The sequence below is a fragment of the uncultured Thalassospira sp. genome (genome assembly GCF_963976115.1).
Taxonomy (GTDB): domain Bacteria; phylum Pseudomonadota; class Alphaproteobacteria; order Rhodospirillales; family Thalassospiraceae; genus Thalassospira.
In genome coordinates this window covers 203,994-222,975 of the sequence record NZ_CAXBJJ010000002.1, presented here as the reverse complement: position 1 = coordinate 222,975, position 18,982 = coordinate 203,994, and the positions used below count along the sequence as shown (strand labels likewise).

The window sequence follows — 18,982 nt, the reverse complement described above, 5'->3', positions numbered from 1 at the left end:
GGCATCATCATCAAGACATCTGGCAAACCAGATGCAATCACACCCCGATTTCGGGGCATGTCGATCACCATGCAAATTTGCACCATGCGGGGACGACAGGGAGGAAACCATGAAGACCACTTCCGATACACGCCGCCCTTCGGGTGGGTCGACAACAAACGTGCCTGCCCGCTCTCCGGTTAAAATTCTACGCGGTGGCCCGCGTCGCGGTCTTCGCATCGGCATTCAGGGGCGGCTTATGGCGTCGTTTGCCATTATCCTTCTTCTGGCCGGTGTTTCCTCTGTCGTATCATGGCTGTCTTTTGGCAATACCCGGCAATTGGTGGGCGAAATTGCCACCGAAAGCCTGCCTTCCATCATCGGGCAAATGGAACTGGCAATGGATGGAACGGCTTTGGCCGCTCAGGCGCCGGTTCTGGCGGCTTCACGCAATGGCGCCGAACTCGCCGCCACCGAAGACCGGCTTGACAGCCTGATTGAAAGTGCGCGCAGCCGCCTTGCTCAAATCGCTAGCAACAGCACAAATGATGCCGCGTTTGATGACCTGAGCGCTCGGCTTGACGACATTGTTGCCCGCCGCAAAACCCTGCAAGAATTGACCGAGGCCCGCCTGGCGTTGGAAAAACAGCGCGGCGATTTAACCCTCGACATGGTCTATGCCTATGCCGACCTGTCAGATTATCTAAGCCCGCTGATTGAAGTCATTGATATTGATGTTTCGCGCGGCATCAGCCGGGTCGCCGGGGGCAATGGCGATGCTGCGGGCCCGTTAAAAGAAACCATTGCCTTTTCGCAATTGCTGGCCGATATCCGCGCCAATGTGAACCTTGCCTTTGGTATGCTGACGGCCGCCATTGCCGTGCCGGAAGGCGACGCAATGGACGAAATTCGCAATAAATGGAACTGGGCCGAACTGCGCATTACCGATGCATTGGCCAAACTGCCCGACAATGACGATGGTACAAAAATTCGCGCTCTCGCCAAATCCTTGCTGGCTTATGGTGGTGGGGAGAACGGTGTTTTCGCCCTGCGCGAAACCGAATGGTCCAACCAGGCGCAAACGCAAAAAACCCTGAACGCTACGCTTGCCAGTTCCGAACAACTTGGCACCAGCATTGCCCAACTTGTTGGAACAAAGCGCACCGAAATCGGCGCAAAAGCCGACAATACCCTGCAACAGGTCGCCCGCGACCAGCAAATTATTGCCATCATCGGCGGTGCGGTGCTGGTTGTTTCGTTGCTGGTTCTGGTATTTTATGTGCGCGGCAATCTGATCAAACGTCTGTTGCGGGTCATTGCGGGTTTACGCAAAGTCGCCAATGGCGACCTTGATATCGAAGTTACCGATAACGGCCGCGATGAAATTGGCATCATGGCCGAAATTCTGCGGCAGTTCCGCACAACCGCGATTGCAGCCCGCGACGCCGAAGGCCAGCTCACCCGTGAACGCGAAATTGCCGAGGCCGACCGGCGTACCGCGATGCTGGCGCTGGCCGACGCGTTCGAAGCCTCGATCTCCACCGTTGCCCGCCACGTTTCCGACGAAGCCGAAAATATCCAGGCAACATCAAACCATGTGCGCGACCGTGCCGAAATTGCATCGGGAAATGCCACCGGGGTTGCCGGGGCATCCGAAGAAATTTCCATCAACATGGCTTCGGTTTCACACGCAACCCAGGCCCTGTCGGACCGCGTTCGCGACACCGGAGAACGGGCGCGCCAATCGTTAAATGCGGCGCAAAATGCCGTTGATGCGGCAATCAAAACTAACGAAACCATGCGCGAACTGGAAACAGGTGCCAACGAAATTGGTGAAATTCTCAGCCTGATCCAGGACATCGCCGCCCAAACCAACCTACTTGCACTCAACGCTACCATCGAGGCCGCCCGTGCTGGCGATGCTGGCAAGGGTTTTGCCGTTGTCGCAAGCGAGGTAAAAAATCTTGCCAATCAAACCGGCATTGCAACCGACCGCATTGCAAGGCGCGTTACCGGTATTCAAACGACAACCGGCGTTGCGGTTCAGGCCATTGCCACCATCGGACAAAGCATTTCCGGCATTCATGATACTGTCAACGAAATGTCGCAGGCCGTTGGTGAACAACAAAATTTTGTCACAGAAATCGCCTCGAACGTGGAACAATCCGCCGTTGCCGCGCAAGAAATGAACAGCACAATTTCCCAGGTCAGTTCATCGGCCGACGAGAACCTTTCCGCGATGGAGGACCTGCAACAGGCCACCAATCGCTTGCGCCATCAATCCGATGATCTATCTGCAAGGGTGCGCGAATTTTTAAATTCTATCCGCAACGACCACAGCGCAAATGCTAAAACATCACCAAACTCCGCATTATGAAACCGCCAACCTTTGTAACAATGCATGTTAGAATGCCGACAATGCACTCCAATTTGACTAAACAGGCAGGACATACCATGACACGCCCTTTCACACCGCCCTTTCGCAAAACTTTTGTCGCGGTGGCGTTTATCGTGGCCTTTCCCGGCATTGCCGCTGCGGCATCCTCGCTGGATGATGGGGTAAATGCCTATCGTCGGGGCGATTTTGAAAAATCGGCCAGCGTCTTGACCCCGCTTGCCACACAAGGCAACCCAACCGCGCAATATTTGCTATCCTGCCAAATGATCAATGGCATCGGCATCCCTGCCGATCAGGATGCGGGCTGGCAAATGCTGGACCATGCAGCGCAGGCAGGCAACCCCGATGCCAAAATATTACAGGCCCGCCGCCTTGAAGCAATTCAAGGCTCCCGTCAGGATATTTACACGCTTTATGAAAGTGCCGCCCGTCAAGGCAGTGCCCAGGCTTCGATGTGGCTGGCCCTTGATGATTTACAAAACGACCGCAAAGACGACGCCCGCCAACAACTGGATAACGCCTGGGCCGCAGGCGACCCGCGCGCTGCCACCATGATCGCAACCCGTTTCACCACCGACCCTGTGGAACGTCAAAAATGGCTTAATCAGGCCGCCGAACATGGCGAATTGCACGCCGCGGCCTATCTGGCACAGGATTACGAAAAATCAGACGACCGCGTCAAAGCCGTTGGCTGGTGTGCTGTTGCATCAGGCTTGCCCGGCCATAATGCCAATGTCGACTGGAAAAAAATTGGCGACGCAATTACCAAAAATTGTGCCCGTCTTGATGCCGATATGGAACCCGCCGCCCGCGCTGCCAACCGCGAAAAAGTCGATACATTCCTGCATAATTTCTTCGCCAATTATCAACCGTGGAAACCGTGGCGACCCTGTGTGGTCAAATCCGAATAATCACACCGGCTTTGCACCGATACCCCTTACCGTTGCAAATACGCGGCCCGGCATATATCCATCACCGTGTCGCGCAACCATTTATGCGCCGGGTCGGCATCTCTGCGCGGATGCCACATTGCCGATATCTTGAAGTCAGGTGTGGCAACCGGCAGATCAAAACTGGCAAGGCCCGACATCGCATCATGATCCGGGGTTTGATGATTGCCAACGCAAGATTGCGGCACCAGCGCCACCAGATCCGACTGCCGCGCAATCCGCATCGCATCGGGAAAACCAGGGACAACAACCTTTATCAACCGCTCCAGCCCCAGTGCGTGCAAAGCCGCGTCAATCGGCCCCACCGTATTGCCATCTTTTGATACGGCAATATGATGACATGCCGCATAGGTTTCCGGGCGGATCACGTCGCCCGCCGCCAACAGCCAATGCCCCGTTCGTACAAGCCCGACCAAACGATCATTAAACAAAAACCGGGTGCGAATTTCGGGTGCGGTTGTGCCGATCACTCCTATTTCAAGATCAATCACCCCGTCACGCAAGGGACCTGCATCCTTGTCGGGTTTGGGGGCAAAACGCAGGCACACACCTGGTGCGGTCTTGCTCACCGCAGCCACAACTACGGCTGAAAGAAACGCCATAAAGGCTTCGCTGACCCGTATCGTAAATGTCAGGTCAAGCGCATCGACATCGAGTTTGTTCATCTGCGGGCGCAACACGGCCTGCGCATCACGTGTCAGAATATGAACATGTTCACGCAATTCCTCGGCGCGCGGTGTCGGCACCATTCCCCGTCCCGCCCGCACCAGTATCGGGTCGCCGGTTGCGGCGCGCAACCGCGCAAGGGTGCGGCTCATTGCCGATATGCTCAGGCCAAGGCGCTGTGCCGCCGCCGTCACACTGCCTTCGGCCAGCAACACATCCAGTGCAACAAGAAGGTTCAAGTCAATATCAACATTCTTCATGCCCGCAGCCTATCTCATTCGCTACGCCTGACATAGCGTTTGATGCAACTATAATGTGATTTTGCTGCGTCTGGTGCCCATTATGGAATGATCTATATTTGCGTTAAACCTGACCCGAAAAGGACACCGACCCATGCCTGACACCCCCCCAAACACTCCTGTTCAAACAATTCTTCTCATTGGTGCCTCACGTGGCCTTGGCCATGCGATGGCGGCAGAATTTCTGAAAAAAGGCTGGAACGTCGTGGGCACAGTCCGTGACGGCAGCGGTCAGACCTTGCTGCACGATCTGCAATCGCACTATCAAAACCGGCTTGAAATCGAAATTCTCGATATTTGCAAACCCGACCAGCTTACCGCTTTGCATCAGCGCCTGTCAGATCGAAAATTCGACATTCTGTTTGTGAATGCTGGCACCGCCAACCCGGACCCCAACCAGACAATTGGCGAAATATCGACCAAAGACTTCACCGACCTCATGATCACCAATGCCCTAAGCCCGATGCGGGTGATTGAAAAACTGAAAGCCTGTGTCACCCCCACTGGCACCATCGGGGTTATGTCGTCGGGGCAAGGCAGCATCAGCAACAATGAAACCGGCCTGCGCGAGCTTTATCGCGGCACCAAGGCCGCACTTAATATGTTCATGCGCAGCTTTGCGGCGCGCGAAACCGCTAACGTCGATCCGTCGCGTGCCTTGGTCACTATGGCACCGGGCTGGGTCCGCACCGATCTTGGCGGGCCGGAAGGCCGCCTTTCGATTGACGAAAGCATCCCCTGCCTTGTCAAGGTTCTGCTGGAAAAACACGGTAAACCGGGGCTGGAATATCTTGATTATCTGGGGCGCACAGTTCCCTGGTGAACCATACCTTACAACCGGGCCAAAATGTCGGCAGTCACCGGCATTTTGACCAAGGTGCGCTCAATCCGGTGGCGCCATTTGGGGCCACGATCCTGCGCGTCCTCAAACGCTTCCTTTAAATCAAACGGCCGGTCCTGTGCCAGAACCTCAATCAGCAAGGCTGCCTGTCGCTGGTCCTTACGTTGTTTTAAGGCGGCCTCACTGCCATGGCGTCGGTCAGCGACGATCAGCTTGTGAATGGCAAACCGTTCCGGTCGCGGCACATTCACCAACAGGCCATTACGATACAAAACCGCCGACTTGATCGGATCGGCAATCAAATAATTCAAATGATGCAAGGACAACGCACTAACGCCAAGGGCCGGAAGGTTTTTAACCGTTTCGCGCTCGTCAAAGGACGGGCTTAAAAATTCAACCAGCGATCCATCCTGTTTTTGTTTCCAGCGCCAGAATGTGCGGCCTTCCTGCGCGGGTACTGCTTCAAATTTCAAATCGGCAAAAACCGCTGCCAGATCTTGATCAACATGGTCGCCAATCGCCAGCGACAACCGTTCGAAACTGGCAATATCAACATCCATGGTCATCGCCACATCATCCGCGCCTAACCGAATGCCCAATTCGCCCTCGTACAGGCGAAAGGCATTGGTGCCAACCAAAACACCCCCAAGGCGAAAAACCCCAACCCGCACCATCGCCGCCAGCAGGCTTCCCGTACCCCGATCCACCGGCAACAGGCCTTCGGCACGCAAAATGCGTAATAATCGCCCGCACTGTTTTTCACGGTTTTTCTGGTCGGCCTTGATCGCGGCAATCCGCGCAATACGTTCGCGAATATCGTCATTATTGGGGCCAATAAACCGCGCAATGGTATCTGTCCCCAGCCGATAGCGGTCATACCAGTATTCCCGGCCATTCAGAATGCGCAATTCCGGCGTGCCGCGCACATCCAAAACCTGCGCGTCTTTTAACAATCGCAACAGGTCACTATAGGTCGCAACCGCTGTCGCGCTTAAATTATGGTAAGTTCCAGCCATACCGCACCATACTGCACAAATTATTTGATGTGCAGTATGGTATCAGAAAAAGAAAATACTGCACAAATTATTTTATGTGCAGTACCTGCCGGGTTCCCGATAAATCTGTCAGTCTTGCGGTGTTAAAACAATCTCGTAAACAACGGATAAATCATTCCCTTTTATCACCATTGGCAGGGATTCTTCATCGCTGATCAGGGCGTCATAGGCTTCCATAACGTAATTACCACTCTCACTGCACGCGATGGTAACCGGGCTTTGACATAATAGTATGCGAATGCCGCTGGCAACCGTTTCAAGCTGGCATTTACCGGAAAATTCATGCCGGATCACACTATGATCGCATGTGCCGCGCCGGGTCATCACGTTTAAATCGGTAATCGCACCGTCCAGCAAAATCGCCGATGTCGGCACGTCGGCCGGGAACGCAAAGGGTGGTGTTGCCGGGGTCAGGGCAACCGGCCCGTCATCCCCGATGGTTAGCATCATGCCCGCCCCTTGCAAAATCGACAAGGTTCGGTCAATGCCGGAAAAGCTGGAAAAGGGTCCGTTTGCGGCAACAGTCGCCATACTGATCCGCCAGACAAAATCCTCCAGCCCGGCACTGGCGGGGAAAACGGCGATTTCCACCGTTTCCCCGCCACCGTTTTTCCACGGCATGCGGCGATAATCCTGTGCCTGTAAAATACGACTGGCAGAATGATCGGCCATCCCTAATTCCCCAAAATACCAGGCAGGCGCAGGCCATGTTCGCGCGCACAATCAATGGCAATGTCATAACCCGCATCGGCATGGCGCATCACCCCCGTTGCCGGGTCATTCCACAAAACACGTTCAAGGCGTCGCGCGGCATCTTCGCTGCCATCGGCACAAATCACCATGCCCGCATGCTGCGAAAAGCCCATGCCAACCCCGCCGCCATGATGCAAACTCACCCAGGTTGCACCCGACGCGGTATTGAGCAACGCGTTTAATAACGGCCAATCCGAAACCGCGTCCGATCCATCCTGCATCGCTTCGGTTTCGCGGTTTGGTGAGGCGACCGAACCACTATCAAGGTGGTCACGGCCAATCACAATCGGGGCTTTCAGTTCGCCCGAAGCCACCATTTCATTGAACGCCAGCGCCAGCCGATGACGATCCCCCAACCCGACCCAGCAAATACGCGCGGGCAAACCCTGAAACGAAATACGTTCACGCGCCATATCCAGCCAGTTATGCAAATGGTGGTTATCGGGTAAAATTTCTTTCACCTTGGCGTCGGTTTTATAAATGTCTTCCGGGTCGCCCGACAGGGCCACCCAACGAAACGGGCCAATACCCCGGCAAAATAAAGGACGAATACAGGCCGGGACAAACCCCGGAAAATCAAAGGCATTTTCAAGGCCTTCTTCCTTGGCCATCTGGCGAATATTATTGCCGTAATCGATGGTCGGAATGCCCTGCTCATGAAACTTCAGCATCGCTTCGACATGCACCCGCATTGATGCACGGGCTGCTTTTTCAACTGCCTTGGGGTCGCTTTCGCGTTTGGCTTTCCATTCGCCCATGGTCCATCCCTTGGGCAAATATCCGTTTATCGGGTCATGGGCCGATGTCTGGTCGGTCACCAAATCGGGCTTCTCCCCCCGGCGCACCAGTTCGGGCAATATATCCGCCGCATTGCCCAGCAACCCGACCGATTTTGCTTCACCGGCCTTGGTCCAGCGCGTGATCATCTCAAGGGCTTCATCAAGGTTGTCGGTTTTGGCATCGACATAGCCGGTGCGCAAACGAAAATCGATGCTATCGGGGTTGCATTCAACCGCCAAACAACAGGCCCCGGCCATCACGGCCGCAAGCGGCTGCGCGCCGCCCATGCCGCCAAGGCCCGCGGTTAAAACCCATTTGCCTTTCAAATCGCCATTGTAATGCTGGCGTCCGACCTCGACAAAGGTTTCATAGGTGCCCTGCACAATGCCCTGGCTGCCAATGTAAATCCATGATCCGGCGGTCATTTGCCCATACATCATCAAACCCTTTTTATCGAGTTCGTTGAAATGGTCCCAATTGGCCCAATGGGGCACGAGGTTTGAATTGGCGATCAACACCCGGGGGGCGTCTTTATGGGTGCGAAAAATCCCCACCGGTTTACCCGACTGCACAAGTAACGTTTCGTCATCTTCCAGCGATTTTAACGACGCAATGATCCGGTCATAATCTTCCCAGGTGCGGGCGGCCCGGCCAATGCCGCCATAAACCACCAGTTCATGCGGGTTTTCGGCAACATCGGGGTGCAAATTGTTCATCAACATGCGCATCGGCGCTTCGGTCAGCCAGGATTTGGCGGTAATTTCACTGCCATGCGGCGCGATAATTTCACGGATATTGTGGCGCGGATTGGTCATGGTTCAATTCCCCTTGGCAAGATCAAAGGCGATCTTTTCAATATTGTGCAAAATCTTTGAAAGGTGGCGGCGCAACGGGGCCGCATGGCTGGCGTCATAGTCAAAGGGTGGCGTTTCGCTTGCCAAATGGGATGACTGCGCCAGTTCCATTTGAATGGTGTGAATGTTGTTGGCAATGTCCGAATAATGCCGGGTGGTCCAGCCACCCCGAAACCGGCCATTTAACACCGATGTAAACCCGTCGGCATGTGCGCACACATCCACAACAGCCTGTTCAATGCGCGGGTCGCAGGTGGTGCCGTTATTGGTGCCGATGTTAAAATCAGGCAGCGTGCCCTCAAACAAAAATGAAATATGCGAGCGGATCGAGTGGCAATCATAAAGAACCGCCACACCATGCTGCGCTTTCACCCGGTCAATCTCGGCCTTTAAGGCCTGATGATAAGGCACATGAAACAGCGCATAGCGGCGTTTAATTTCGGCTTCATCGGGTTCTGCGCCGTCGTTCCAAATCGGTTTGCCGTCAAAATCGGTATCTGGCACCAGCCCGGTGGTGTTTTGCCCCGGATACAGGCTTTGCCCCGATGGGTCGCGGTTGGCATCAATGACATAACGATGAAACAGGGCGCGCACCAACGACGTATCTGGCAACAAATCGCCATACATTTTGTGGATATGCCAGTCGGTATCGGCAAGGATCTTGCCATTATCGTTCAGCTTTGCCCAAACATCCTCTGGCACATCGGTGCCGGTATGAGGGAAAGCCAGAATAACCGGTGATGTTCCGGTTTTAACGTCAAAAACACTCATGATGGAATGTCTCCCGCCTCGTTTGCGTGTTTTTCGCCCTTGGCAACAGGGCCTTTTGCAGGCCAGCCATCGTCGGGCTTAAAATTTGCGATCACCTGATTGGAATTGTATCTTTTCCTTGCTTGTTTTTATGTATATACATAACGGAAAGCAAAACAACATATTTCTTGCCGCCCACACAAATCGGGCGCGAAGAGGAGATCAGGGACATGGCAACAGGCACGGCAACGCTGCACGCAAAATCATTATTAGGCGAAAATGGCTGGCTAAAGGATGTCCGTCTGACATTGACGGATGGCACCATCACAAGCCTTGAAGCCGGCTGCAAAGCCCAACCCGGCGATGAATGCCACACGGTTATTGTCCCTGCGATGCCCAACCTGCACAGCCACGCCTTTCAGCGCGCCATGGCTGGCCTTGCCGAAATGCGCGGAACCGGCAGCGACAGCTTTTGGAGCTGGCGCACCAACATGTATCATTTTGCCCTGTCGATGACGCCCGATGATGTCGAGGTCGTCGCCAGCCAGCTTTACATCGAAATGCTCGAAGCCGGATTTTCCCGCGTTGGCGAATTTCATTATCTGCATCACGATAAAGATGGTGCGCCCTTTGCCAATATTGCCGAAATGGCCGACCGTGTTGCCAGTGCCAGCATTGCAACCGGCATTGATCTGACCTTGCTGCCCGTATTTTACGCCCATGCCGGTTTTGGCGGTACCGTCCCTACCGACGGGCAACGCCGTTTCATCAATTCCATCGATCAGTTTGAAAAGCTGATTGCGGCCTGCAACACCACGGCACAAAATCGTGATGGCATGGTCGTTGGTGTCGCTCCGCACAGTCTGCGCGCAGTCACCCCCGATGAATTGGCGGCGGTGTCACTTATGGTTGGCACCAACCCGGTCCATATTCACGTCGCTGAACAACTGCTCGAAGTTAAAGACTGCGTTGCATGGTCCGGTCAGCGCCCGGTTGAATGGCTTTTGGACCATGCCGATCTGTCCCCGCAATGGTGCCTGATCCACGCCACCCATATGACCGATGACGAAACCATTCGCATGGCGCAAACCGGTGCCATTGCCGGGCTGTGCCCGATCACCGAAGGCAATCTTGGCGATGGCACTTTTCCTGCTGCGCCCTTTTTATCAAATGGCGGCAAATTTGGCATCGGGTCTGATTCAAATGTGCAGATCAGCATCCCGTCCGAGTTGCGCCAGCTGGAATATTCCCAGCGCCTGCATCACAATTCGCGCAATGCCATCGCCAATATATCGTCCTCAACCGGGCGCACCCTGTTTGATCATGCCCTTGCGGGCGGGGCCACAGCACTGGCAACCGATAGCGGGCTGGCCGCCGGGAAACCGGCCAATTTCATCGCCCTTGACACGCGCGAAGCATCCTATCTGGCCGAGGATCATATTCTGGATGCCTGGATTTTTGCCGAAACCGTCAAGATTGGCGATGTTTGGGTGCGCGCAAAAAAGGTCGTAAAGGATGGTCGTCATATCGCCCGCGACCAGATTGCACCCCGTTTTCAAAAAACAATGCAAAACCTGCTTTCGCAATAAAAGGAAGATCGGTTTTTACGAGTTTGTTTTCCCTTGCCCTTTGCGATCAGCTAAAAGAACCGCACAGGCACACCAACCGGGACTGAAGCGTTACCCATGCGGGCAAAAAAAACACCCACCCTGCATCAGCAGATCATAAACGACATTGAGGGAAGTATTCTTTCCGGGCAGTGGCCGCCGGGCCATCGCATTGCCAATGAGTTGGATCTGGCCCAGCAATATGGCTGTTCACGCATGACGGTGAACAAGGCCTTAAGCCAGCTTGCCAAAGCCAGTTTGATCGAGCGACGCAAAAAGTCCGGCAGTTTTGTTACCCAGCCGCAGGCGCAATCGGCTGTCCTTGAAATTCACGACATCAAATCCGAGGTCCAGTCGCTGGGCCTGCCCTATGACTATCACCGTACCAGCCGCGAACAGCACCTGAGCACCGCAGCCGACATGAAAAATCTGGACCTGTCTGAAACCGGTAATGTCATTAAAGTGATCGGCAAACACTATGCCGGGCCACGGGTGTTCTGCCTGGAAGAACGCCTGATCAACCTTGCCGTCGTCCCCGATGCCGCCAATGAAGAGTTTATCGAGGCTGCCCCCGGCCCGTGGTTAACCGGGCATATCCCCTGGACCACAGCCGAACATCTGATCAAATCAGTCGGGGCCGACGATCATTATGGCGACGCCCTTGGGGTGAAAACAGGCACGTCCTGCCTTGTCATCGAGCGCCGAACCTGGAGCCATAACGGCCCCGTCACCCATGTGCGTCTGACCTATCCCGGGGATCGGCATGTGCTTGTCGCACGCTTCACCCCAACCGATCCCACCGGAAAATCATCGGATTTTTAGTTCCATATACAACTAAACGCCAATTTTGACCAAATATTAGCCTGGGGTTGTTTTTCCCTGCCGACTTTCAAGCCGATACCGCGTGCCGGGGTAAATAAGGCGGGCCGCAGAAACAATCCCGTTGGCCGACCATGTGCGCCGACGGATCATTAAACAGGGCTCGTTATGCAAAATAACCAGCAATTTTGCCTCCCATGGCTGAGCCAAAACCGACTCAACCACATGCTCCGATCCGGTCAACGGGGCCACCTGTGACAAATACACATTTGGCGTGATCACGGAAAAATCCTGCGATAAATAATCGGGCACCAAATCCGGGTTCACAAAGCGATCCTCGATCTGAACCGGAACGTCATTTTCATGATGCACAATCAGGGAATGCAACACCGGCGCCCCTATCGCAATATCAAGCGCATCGGCCACATCGGGCGATGCCGCCTGGTCGGCCAAAACCACGACCGATGCCGCATGAATATGGCCGCGCTCTGCGATTTCTTCGGCAATATTGCGTACTTCAAACAGGGCGGAATAACCCTTTTTCTGGGCGACAAAAGACCCCACCCCTTGCACCCGGACCAGTTCACCCTCGTGCGCCAGTTCACGCAACGCCCGGTTGGCGGTCATCTTGCTAATACCCAGTTCGGACACCAGTTCGTTTTCTGATGGGATACGATGATTGGGCGGCCATTCCCCGCGATGGATTCGGTCCAGAATCATCTGTTTGACCTCCAGATAAAGGGGGCCAGCCCCCTCCCGTTCCTCGCGCAATGTCTCGCCTGCAAACAATGACGTTGGCTTTTTTTGCCGGGTTGGCCGCTGAGCGTTGATTTTGGTCATTTTCACCCGTTCCTGCGTCGTTTTTGCACTGCACATATAATACACTTTTTATTTGATGCGCGTAAAAAAGTGTCATATGTTACCTATACAACTACTAACGAAAATGTTCCATCCCTTCTCCTGACGCAGACAAGCCGACATAAAAAATATATCAGGGTGTGGTGGAATTTATCAGGGTCAATTCGCTTCAGTCGTTCGCAGGAGATTTCTCTATGATGTTTAAGAAAGTTCTTATGGCAGCCGCTGCCCTTTGCGCGGTTGCCAGTGTTACGCCATCACAGGCAAAAGAATGGAAAAAAGTGACGATCACGCTGGAAGGGGCCTATGCGCCCTGGAACAGCACCAACCCCGACGGGTCGCTGGGCGGCTTTGAACCCGAACTGGCCGATTATCTGTGCGACCACATGAAAGTGGAATGCACCCTGGTCGCGTCGGACTGGGACAGCATGATTACCAGCCTTAATGCCGGTAAATTTGATGTGGTCATGGATGCTCTGTCGATTACGCCGGAGCGTGAAAAAGTCATCGCGTTTTCGATCCCCTATGCCAACACCCATGCCGCCTTTGCCGCCCCGGTCGAAAGCGAATATGCCAAGGCCATTGGCACCGGAGACATCGTAAAAATGGCGCCAGATTATTCCGGCGGCAAAGAACAGATCGAGGAAATGCGCAAAGCATTCAAGGGGGCCACCATCGGCATTCAGGCGGCAACGGTTTACGCCAAATTCATCTATGACAATTTCAAGGATGTCGCCACCATCCGCGAATATAAAACCGGCGCAGAACGCGATCTTGACCTGCAAACCGGCCGTATCGACCTTGGCTTTGATGACACCACCAATCTGTTGGCGTCGTTTAAAACCGCCGAAGAAGAAATGGCCATCACCGGGCCGGAAATTGCCGGCAATGTCTTTGGCACCGGCGAAGGCCTTGGTCTGCGCAAAGAAGACACCGACCTTAAAGCCATGTTTGACGATGCCATCAAAGCAGCCCTTGCCGATGGCACTGTGAAGAAACTGTCGATGAAATGGTTTGAAACGGACGTCAGCCCAGAATAATCGCGAAATACCCTAAGGCAGAAAGCGCGGTTTCACCGTTGCGCTAAAACTGTGCTTTCTGCCATCTTTCCTGCGCCGCTACTGTCGTGGCTTGTTTCATGCGTACAGTAAAGATCCCAAGCCGTCCTGGAACACGAAGGCCTGGCACATGGACATAATTAATCTACTCGGGTTTGGCACCAAAGGCTGGGGCGCACTTATCCTAACCGGTATGGCACTTACGCTTTGTGTCACTTTGGCATCCCTTGCCATCGGGGCGCTTATTGGTGCGATTGTTGCGACCGCCAAATTGTCCGATCGCTGGTGGTCCCGCGTGCTCGGCACGGCCTATACCACCGTTTTTCGCGGCGTCCCGGAACTGCTGATTATTTATCTGGTCTATTTTGGCGGCTCCACGGCGGTTACCGCCATTGGTCAGGCCATGGGCATCGAAGGGTTTCTTGGGATGCCGTCCTTTTTGGCCGGTGCGCTTGCCGTTGGCCTTATTTCAGGGGCCTATCAGGCCGAGGTGTATCGCGGTGCCTATCGCGCGATCCCCAAAGGCGAGATCGAGGCGGCGGCTTCCATTGGCATGCCGCCCATGCGCTGCCTGCGGCGTATCATCCTGCCGCAAATCCTGCGTTTTGCCATCCCGGGGCTGAACAATGTCTGGCAGTTATCACTTAAGGATTCCGCCCTTATTTCCGTTACCGGTCTGGCCGAACTGATGCGCACCACCCAGGTCGCGGCGGGGTCCACCCGGCAATATTTCCTGTTCTATATTGTCGGCGGCCTGCTTTATCTGGTGCTGACCAGCTTTTCCGAACGGGTGTTTAATTCCGCCGAACGCCGCAGCAACAAATCCATGCCGCGCGGCATGGGCCAGGTTTAGGGGCCGATCATGGATTTTCCATTTCTTCTTTCCACGATGAAGGCCCTGTTGGCCGCGACCCCCACCACACTGGGGCTGTTTTCGCTGTCAATTTTCTTTGGCGGTTTGCTGGCCTTGTTGATCGTCACCATGCGGGTTAGCAACAATATCGCCGCCCGCACATTTGCCAAGGGCTATATCTTTGTCTTTCGCGGCTCCCCGCTTTTGATCCAGATGTTTCTGGTGTTTTACGGCCTCGGCCAGTTTGGCGTCATACGTCACAGCTTTGTCTGGCCTGCCCTTCGCGAACCTTTTGTTTGTGCAGTTTTATCGCTGGCCCTTTGCACCGGTGGTTATTCCGCCGAAATTTTTCGCAGTGGTCTGCGCGCGGTTCCCCCGGGCGAAGTTGAAGCTGCGCGGGCGGCGGGTATGTCGGGCTTTTTGCTGTTACGCCGCATCATCGCCCCCATTGCCTTTCGCCATGCCCTGCCCGCCTATTCTACCGAAATCGTGTTGATGGTGAAATCAACCGCGCTGGCAAGTTTGGTTACGGTGTGGGAAATCACCGGTGTCGCCCAGCGGCTTATTTCGCAAACCTATCGCACCATGGAAGTTTTCATGTGTGCCGCCGCCCTCTATCTGGTGCTTAATTTCCTGATTTTACAGGTTCTGGCGCTGATCGAACACCGGTTAAACCGCCATAACCGCCGCCCGGCAGAACGTAAACCCTCCGTCATGTCGGCATTCTTTGGTGCGCGCCCCTAGCTGCGGCCTGCATTTATATTTCACATTCGGCCATTCTTTTAAAAGGATCGTCCCATGTCCGCCATTCCCAGGCTATCCGTTCGCAATATCCGCAAACGTTTTGGTGCCCACGAAGTATTGCGCGGTATCTCGCTTGATGCCCATGACGGCGATGTTATCAGTGTGCTGGGTGCCAGCGGATCGGGAAAATCGACCTTCCTGCGCTGCATCAACCTGCTTGAAACCGCCGACGAAGGCGACATCGTGGTCAATGGCGAAGAAATTGCCATGAAAACCACGCCGCGCGGTCGCGGTGCCGCCAGCCGCAAACAATTGGACCGTATCCGCAGCGATCTTGGCATGGTGTTTCAATCGTTTAATTTATGGTCGCACCTGACCATTCTTGAAAACATCATCGAAGGCCCGGTTCATGTGCAAAAACGCCCCCGTGTCGATTGCGTGGCCGAGGCCGAAGCCCTGTTGGAAAAGGTCGGCATTGCCGATCGCAAGGATTATTACCCGGCCCATCTGTCGGGCGGGCAAAAGCAACGTGCCGCGATTGCGCGTTCCCTTGCCATGAAACCCAAAGTCATTTTGTTTGACGAACCGACATCGGCCCTGGACCCGGAACTGGTTGGCGAAGTGCTCCATGTCATGCGCGATCTGGCGGCTGAAAAAATGACGATGCTGGTCGTCACCCACGAAATGGGCTTTGCCCGCAATGTATCGAACCGCGTTATTTTCATGCGCGATGGCCAGATCGATTGCGACGGCACCCCGCAAGACATGTTTGGCGGCAAAGGCTCGCCTTATTTTCAGCAATTCATCCGCCATATGGAAACCGAACATGACGCCGCATAATATTGTGCTTGATAACAGCCTGACCTGGCGCGAAATTTCGGCCATCGCACAAGGTGCAGCGCTTGAAATTGCCCCTGCCGCCACCGACCGTATCGCCAAAGGCCGCCTGATTGTCGATGCCCTGGTCAGCCGGGGTGTGCGTGCCTATGGCATTACAACAGGTGTGGGCGCGCTGGCCGATACCGTGGTGGACAAAACTGCACAAGCCCGGCTTTCGCGCAACATCATCCTTAGCCACGCGTGCGGCACCGGGCCATTATTATCCGCCCCGGCGGTGCGCGCCATCATTGCCGCACAAATCAACAATTTTGCCCATGGCTATTCCGGCATCAGCCCCGCCACCGTTCGCGCCCTTCAGGCCTTGCTGAAGCATAATTGTATTCCTGCGGTTCCGTCCAAGGGTTCTGCCGGGTATCTGGTTCATATGGCCCATATCGCGCTGGTTCTTATCGGCCAGGGCCGTGCCACGATAAATGGCGAAATGTTACCGGGTGCCGACGCACTGGCAAAAATCGGCGTGACCCCGCTTGTGTTGCAAGCCAAGGAAGGCCTAAGTCTGGTTAATGGCACGTCCTGTTCAGCGGGGTTGGGGTCGTTTGCGCTGGCACGCGCCTATCGGCTGGCCGATTGGGCCGATGCGGTTGCCGCCATCACACTGGAATCATCGGGCGCGCAAATGGCGGCCTTCGATGAAAATATCCTCGCCCTTCGTAAATCAACCGGCATCCAGCAGGTTGGCAAAACCCTGCGTGACCGGCTGGCCGACAGCCGCCGGATCAAGCTTGCCGTTGGTAAACGCACCCAGGATGCGCTCAGTTTGCGCGCCACCCCGCACGCCCATGGCGCGGTCCGCGATGTTTTTGCCAATACCGCCCAAATCGTTAATCAGGAACTGGCATCTGTCACCGACAACCCGATTGTTCACGGCACCCCTGACGACCCCGAAGTCGCCTCCGAGGCCCACGCCGTCGCCCCGGCACTGGCCCTCGCCCTTGACGGCCTCGCCATTGCCGTTTGCCAGCTTTCCATGGTGTCCGAACGCCGGTTGGATCGGCTGGTAAACCCGCTGGTCAGCGGCCTTCCGGCATTTCTGACCAACGATCCCGGTGTCGGCTCCGGTCTTATGATTGCGCAATATACCGCCGCTGCCCTTGCCGCCGAAAACCGCCGTTTGGGCGCGCCCGCCAGCCTGGATGGCGGCATTACATCGGCCCTTCAGGAAGATTACCTGGCCCACCCCACGGCGGCGGCCAACAAATTGCTTTTGGTGCTTGATAATACCGAACAGGTTCTGGCAATTGAATTGCTTGCTGCCGTTCAGGCCGCCGATCTGGTTGGGGCGGATGACAGCGACAGTGCCGCAATGCGTGCACCTGGCACCAACGTTATCTATCAACAAGTCCGCGATCTGTTGCCTGTCTATCGCGACGATCATGCCCTTGGCGACGACCTTGAAACCCTGCGCCATCTGATCGCCACCACCGAACCCGCCCCCATACCGGCCCCCTGAAAGACCATTTTTCAGCAAGCGGCTATTGCCTTTTACCGCCGGTATTGTATGCCAATGGCAAATCATAAACCGTCAGATAACAAGGATTTCCGTCATGTCGAACCCGTATGATGTTGCCGTTATCGGCCTTGGTGCGATGGGAAGTGCCGCTGTGTCCTTTTTGGCCGCACGCGGGGTCCGGGTTATCGGCTTTGAAGCCGCCAGCCCCGCCCATGGCCTTGGCTCCTCGCACGGCGACAGCCGCCTGATCCGGCTGGGATATTTCGAAGACCCCAGCTATGTGCCGCTTTTGCACCGCGCCTATGAAAACTGGCGCAGCCTTGAAACCCGCCTGCGCGACCGTATTTTAAACATCACGGGCGTTTTGCAAATCGGCAAACCCGACAGCAAAATCATCACCGGTACGCGCGCCTCTTGCAACATGCACAATTTATCCTGCGATGAACTTAGCGCGGCTCAAATGCGTAAACGATTTCCGGTTTTCGGGCTGGAAGACGATGAAATTGCTTTACTTGACCCACAAGGTGGCTGGTTAAAACCCGAAGCCGCCATCTGGGGTTATCTGCGCATGGCCGCTGCCGATGGTGCTGCCTTGCACATGGGCACAAAGGTTGATCAGATCGACCCGGATGATAATGGCGTTAACATTGTTGCGGGCGAGCATACCTTTCGTGCCGGCAAGGTCATTGTTGCCACCGGGTCGTGGATCTCGCAACTGATTCCAGCCTTGCAAAACATCGCCAATCCAATCCGTCAGGTGGTGGCGTGGTATCGGCCGGCCAACGGTTTTGCCACCGACCCGGTCCGTATGCCTGCATTCTTACGCGATGAAGGCAAAAACGGTTCGTTCTTCGGCTTTCCCGAAATCGGTCCGGATGGTGTAAAAATTGGCCGCCATGCCCATTTCATGGAAAGCATCAATCCCGATACCCCGAACCCTGCCGTCAATAACGCCGACCGTGCCCTTCTTGACACCTTTGCCGCCAAAAGCCTGCCCGGTATGGACGGACGTCGGGTAAACGAAACCACCTGCCGCTACACCATGCTCCCCGGCGAAGACTTCCTTTTGGACCATTTGCCGGGTGAAAACCGGGTAATCGTTGCCTCCCCCTGCTCGGGTCATGGCTTTAAATTCACCAGCGTCATCGGCGAAATTCTGGCAGACCTCGCGACCCAAGGCGGCACCGACCTGCCGATTGCGGCCTTCACCTTTGAGCGCCTGATGAAAGCCGCCAACAGCGCTGCTTGAACAAGTCGGCAATGCCGCATTTAAAATGTAAATATAACGGCAAATGCGCGCATCCCGGCATCAAACAGCAAAATCCGCAGCGCTGGCTACTTTCCTGATAACTGTGGTACGTGGCATGG

The 18,982-nt window shown here is 55.1% G+C and carries 17 protein-coding genes; 11 read left to right on the top strand and 6 right to left on the bottom strand.

All coding sequences use genetic code 11. The annotated features are described in order from the left end of the window. Positions 1-109: 109 nt before the first annotated feature. Together AAC086_RS02975 and AAC086_RS02970 are read left to right on the top strand one after the other, a co-directional pair. Positions 110-2,356, top strand: a complete 2,247-nt coding sequence (locus tag AAC086_RS02975) for a methyl-accepting chemotaxis protein (protein ID WP_339775095.1) — start codon at positions 110-112, stop codon at positions 2,354-2,356. A gap of 77 nt (positions 2,357-2,433) precedes the next feature. Continuing rightward, positions 2,434-3,288, top strand: a complete 855-nt coding sequence (locus AAC086_RS02970) for a sel1 repeat family protein (protein WP_339775093.1) — start codon at positions 2,434-2,436, stop codon at positions 3,286-3,288. Positions 3,289-3,314: 26 nt separating this feature from the next. Here the strand turns inward: AAC086_RS02970 and AAC086_RS02965 are convergent, their stop codons facing one another. Beyond that, positions 3,315-4,253, bottom strand: coding sequence for a LysR family transcriptional regulator (locus AAC086_RS02965; RefSeq protein WP_339775091.1), 939 nt, complete (start codon positions 4,251-4,253; stop codon positions 3,315-3,317). A 133-nt stretch (positions 4,254-4,386) separates the two neighbouring features. Between AAC086_RS02965 and AAC086_RS02960 the strand changes: the two genes are divergently transcribed. Beyond that, positions 4,387-5,115 (top strand): SDR family NAD(P)-dependent oxidoreductase, encoded by a 729-nt coding sequence (locus tag AAC086_RS02960; RefSeq protein ID WP_339775088.1) that lies wholly within the window; start codon positions 4,387-4,389, stop codon positions 5,113-5,115. Between the two features lie 8 nt (positions 5,116-5,123). Here AAC086_RS02960 and AAC086_RS02955 read toward each other — a convergent pair whose 3' ends face one another. From AAC086_RS02955 to hutG, 4 genes are all read right to left on the bottom strand, one after another. Continuing rightward, positions 5,124-6,149: a GSU2403 family nucleotidyltransferase fold protein gene (locus AAC086_RS02955; RefSeq protein ID WP_339775085.1), complete on the bottom strand. Its 1,026-nt coding sequence runs from the start codon at positions 6,147-6,149 to the stop codon at positions 5,124-5,126. A gap of 108 nt (positions 6,150-6,257) precedes the next feature. Beyond that, positions 6,258-6,860 (bottom strand): HutD family protein, encoded by a 603-nt coding sequence (locus tag AAC086_RS02950; RefSeq protein WP_339775083.1) that lies wholly within the window; start codon positions 6,858-6,860, stop codon positions 6,258-6,260. A gap of 2 nt (positions 6,861-6,862) precedes the next feature. Then, complete coding sequence (gene hutU / locus AAC086_RS02945) at positions 6,863-8,536, bottom strand: urocanate hydratase (protein ID WP_339775080.1); 1,674 nt, start codon at positions 8,534-8,536, stop codon at positions 6,863-6,865. Between the two features lie 3 nt (positions 8,537-8,539). After that, positions 8,540-9,346 (bottom strand): N-formylglutamate deformylase, encoded by an 807-nt coding sequence (hutG, locus tag AAC086_RS02940; protein ID WP_339775078.1) that lies wholly within the window; start codon positions 9,344-9,346, stop codon positions 8,540-8,542. Between the two features lie 209 nt (positions 9,347-9,555). Here hutG and AAC086_RS02935 point away from each other — a divergent pair, with 209 nt between their 5' ends. Then, positions 9,556-10,914: a formimidoylglutamate deiminase gene (locus tag AAC086_RS02935; RefSeq protein WP_339775075.1), complete on the top strand. Its 1,359-nt coding sequence runs from the start codon at positions 9,556-9,558 to the stop codon at positions 10,912-10,914. Between the two features lie 96 nt (positions 10,915-11,010). Continuing rightward, positions 11,011-11,754 carry a histidine utilization repressor gene (gene hutC, locus AAC086_RS02930; protein WP_339775072.1) on the top strand — a complete coding sequence of 248 codons (744 nt, stop codon included), beginning with the start codon at positions 11,011-11,013 and terminating at the stop codon, positions 11,752-11,754. A gap of 36 nt (positions 11,755-11,790) precedes the next feature. On the opposite strand, the gene hutC (AAC086_RS02925) is transcribed toward hutC (AAC086_RS02930), so the two are convergent. Beyond that, entirely contained in the window at positions 11,791-12,591 is an 801-nt protein-coding gene (hutC, locus tag AAC086_RS02925) for a histidine utilization repressor (protein ID WP_339775070.1), read from the bottom strand. A 212-nt stretch (positions 12,592-12,803) separates the two neighbouring features. On the opposite strand from hutC (AAC086_RS02925), the gene AAC086_RS02920 reads away from it, so the two are divergent. The 6 genes from AAC086_RS02920 (at position 12,804) to solA (ending at position 18,863) form a co-directional block, all read left to right on the top strand. Continuing rightward, entirely contained in the window at positions 12,804-13,649 is an 846-nt protein-coding gene (locus AAC086_RS02920) for a transporter substrate-binding domain-containing protein (protein ID WP_339775069.1), read from the top strand. 148 nt (positions 13,650-13,797) lie between these two features. Continuing rightward, entirely contained in the window at positions 13,798-14,520 is a 723-nt protein-coding gene (locus AAC086_RS02915) for an ABC transporter permease subunit (RefSeq protein ID WP_339775066.1), read from the top strand. Positions 14,521-14,529: 9 nt separating this feature from the next. Next, positions 14,530-15,264, top strand: coding sequence for an ABC transporter permease subunit (locus AAC086_RS02910; RefSeq protein WP_339775064.1), 735 nt, complete (start codon positions 14,530-14,532; stop codon positions 15,262-15,264). A 54-nt stretch (positions 15,265-15,318) separates the two neighbouring features. Then, positions 15,319-16,104, top strand: coding sequence for an ATP-binding cassette domain-containing protein (locus tag AAC086_RS02905; RefSeq protein ID WP_339775061.1), 786 nt, complete (start codon positions 15,319-15,321; stop codon positions 16,102-16,104). After that, positions 16,091-17,614 (top strand): histidine ammonia-lyase, encoded by a 1,524-nt coding sequence (gene hutH, locus AAC086_RS02900; RefSeq protein WP_339775057.1) that lies wholly within the window; start codon positions 16,091-16,093, stop codon positions 17,612-17,614. Before AAC086_RS02905 ends, hutH begins: the two co-directional genes overlap by 14 nt. Before the next feature lie 94 nt (positions 17,615-17,708). Then, complete coding sequence (gene solA / locus AAC086_RS02895; RefSeq protein ID WP_339775055.1) at positions 17,709-18,863, top strand: N-methyl-L-tryptophan oxidase; 1,155 nt, start codon at positions 17,709-17,711, stop codon at positions 18,861-18,863. Positions 18,864-18,982 lie beyond the last annotated feature (119 nt).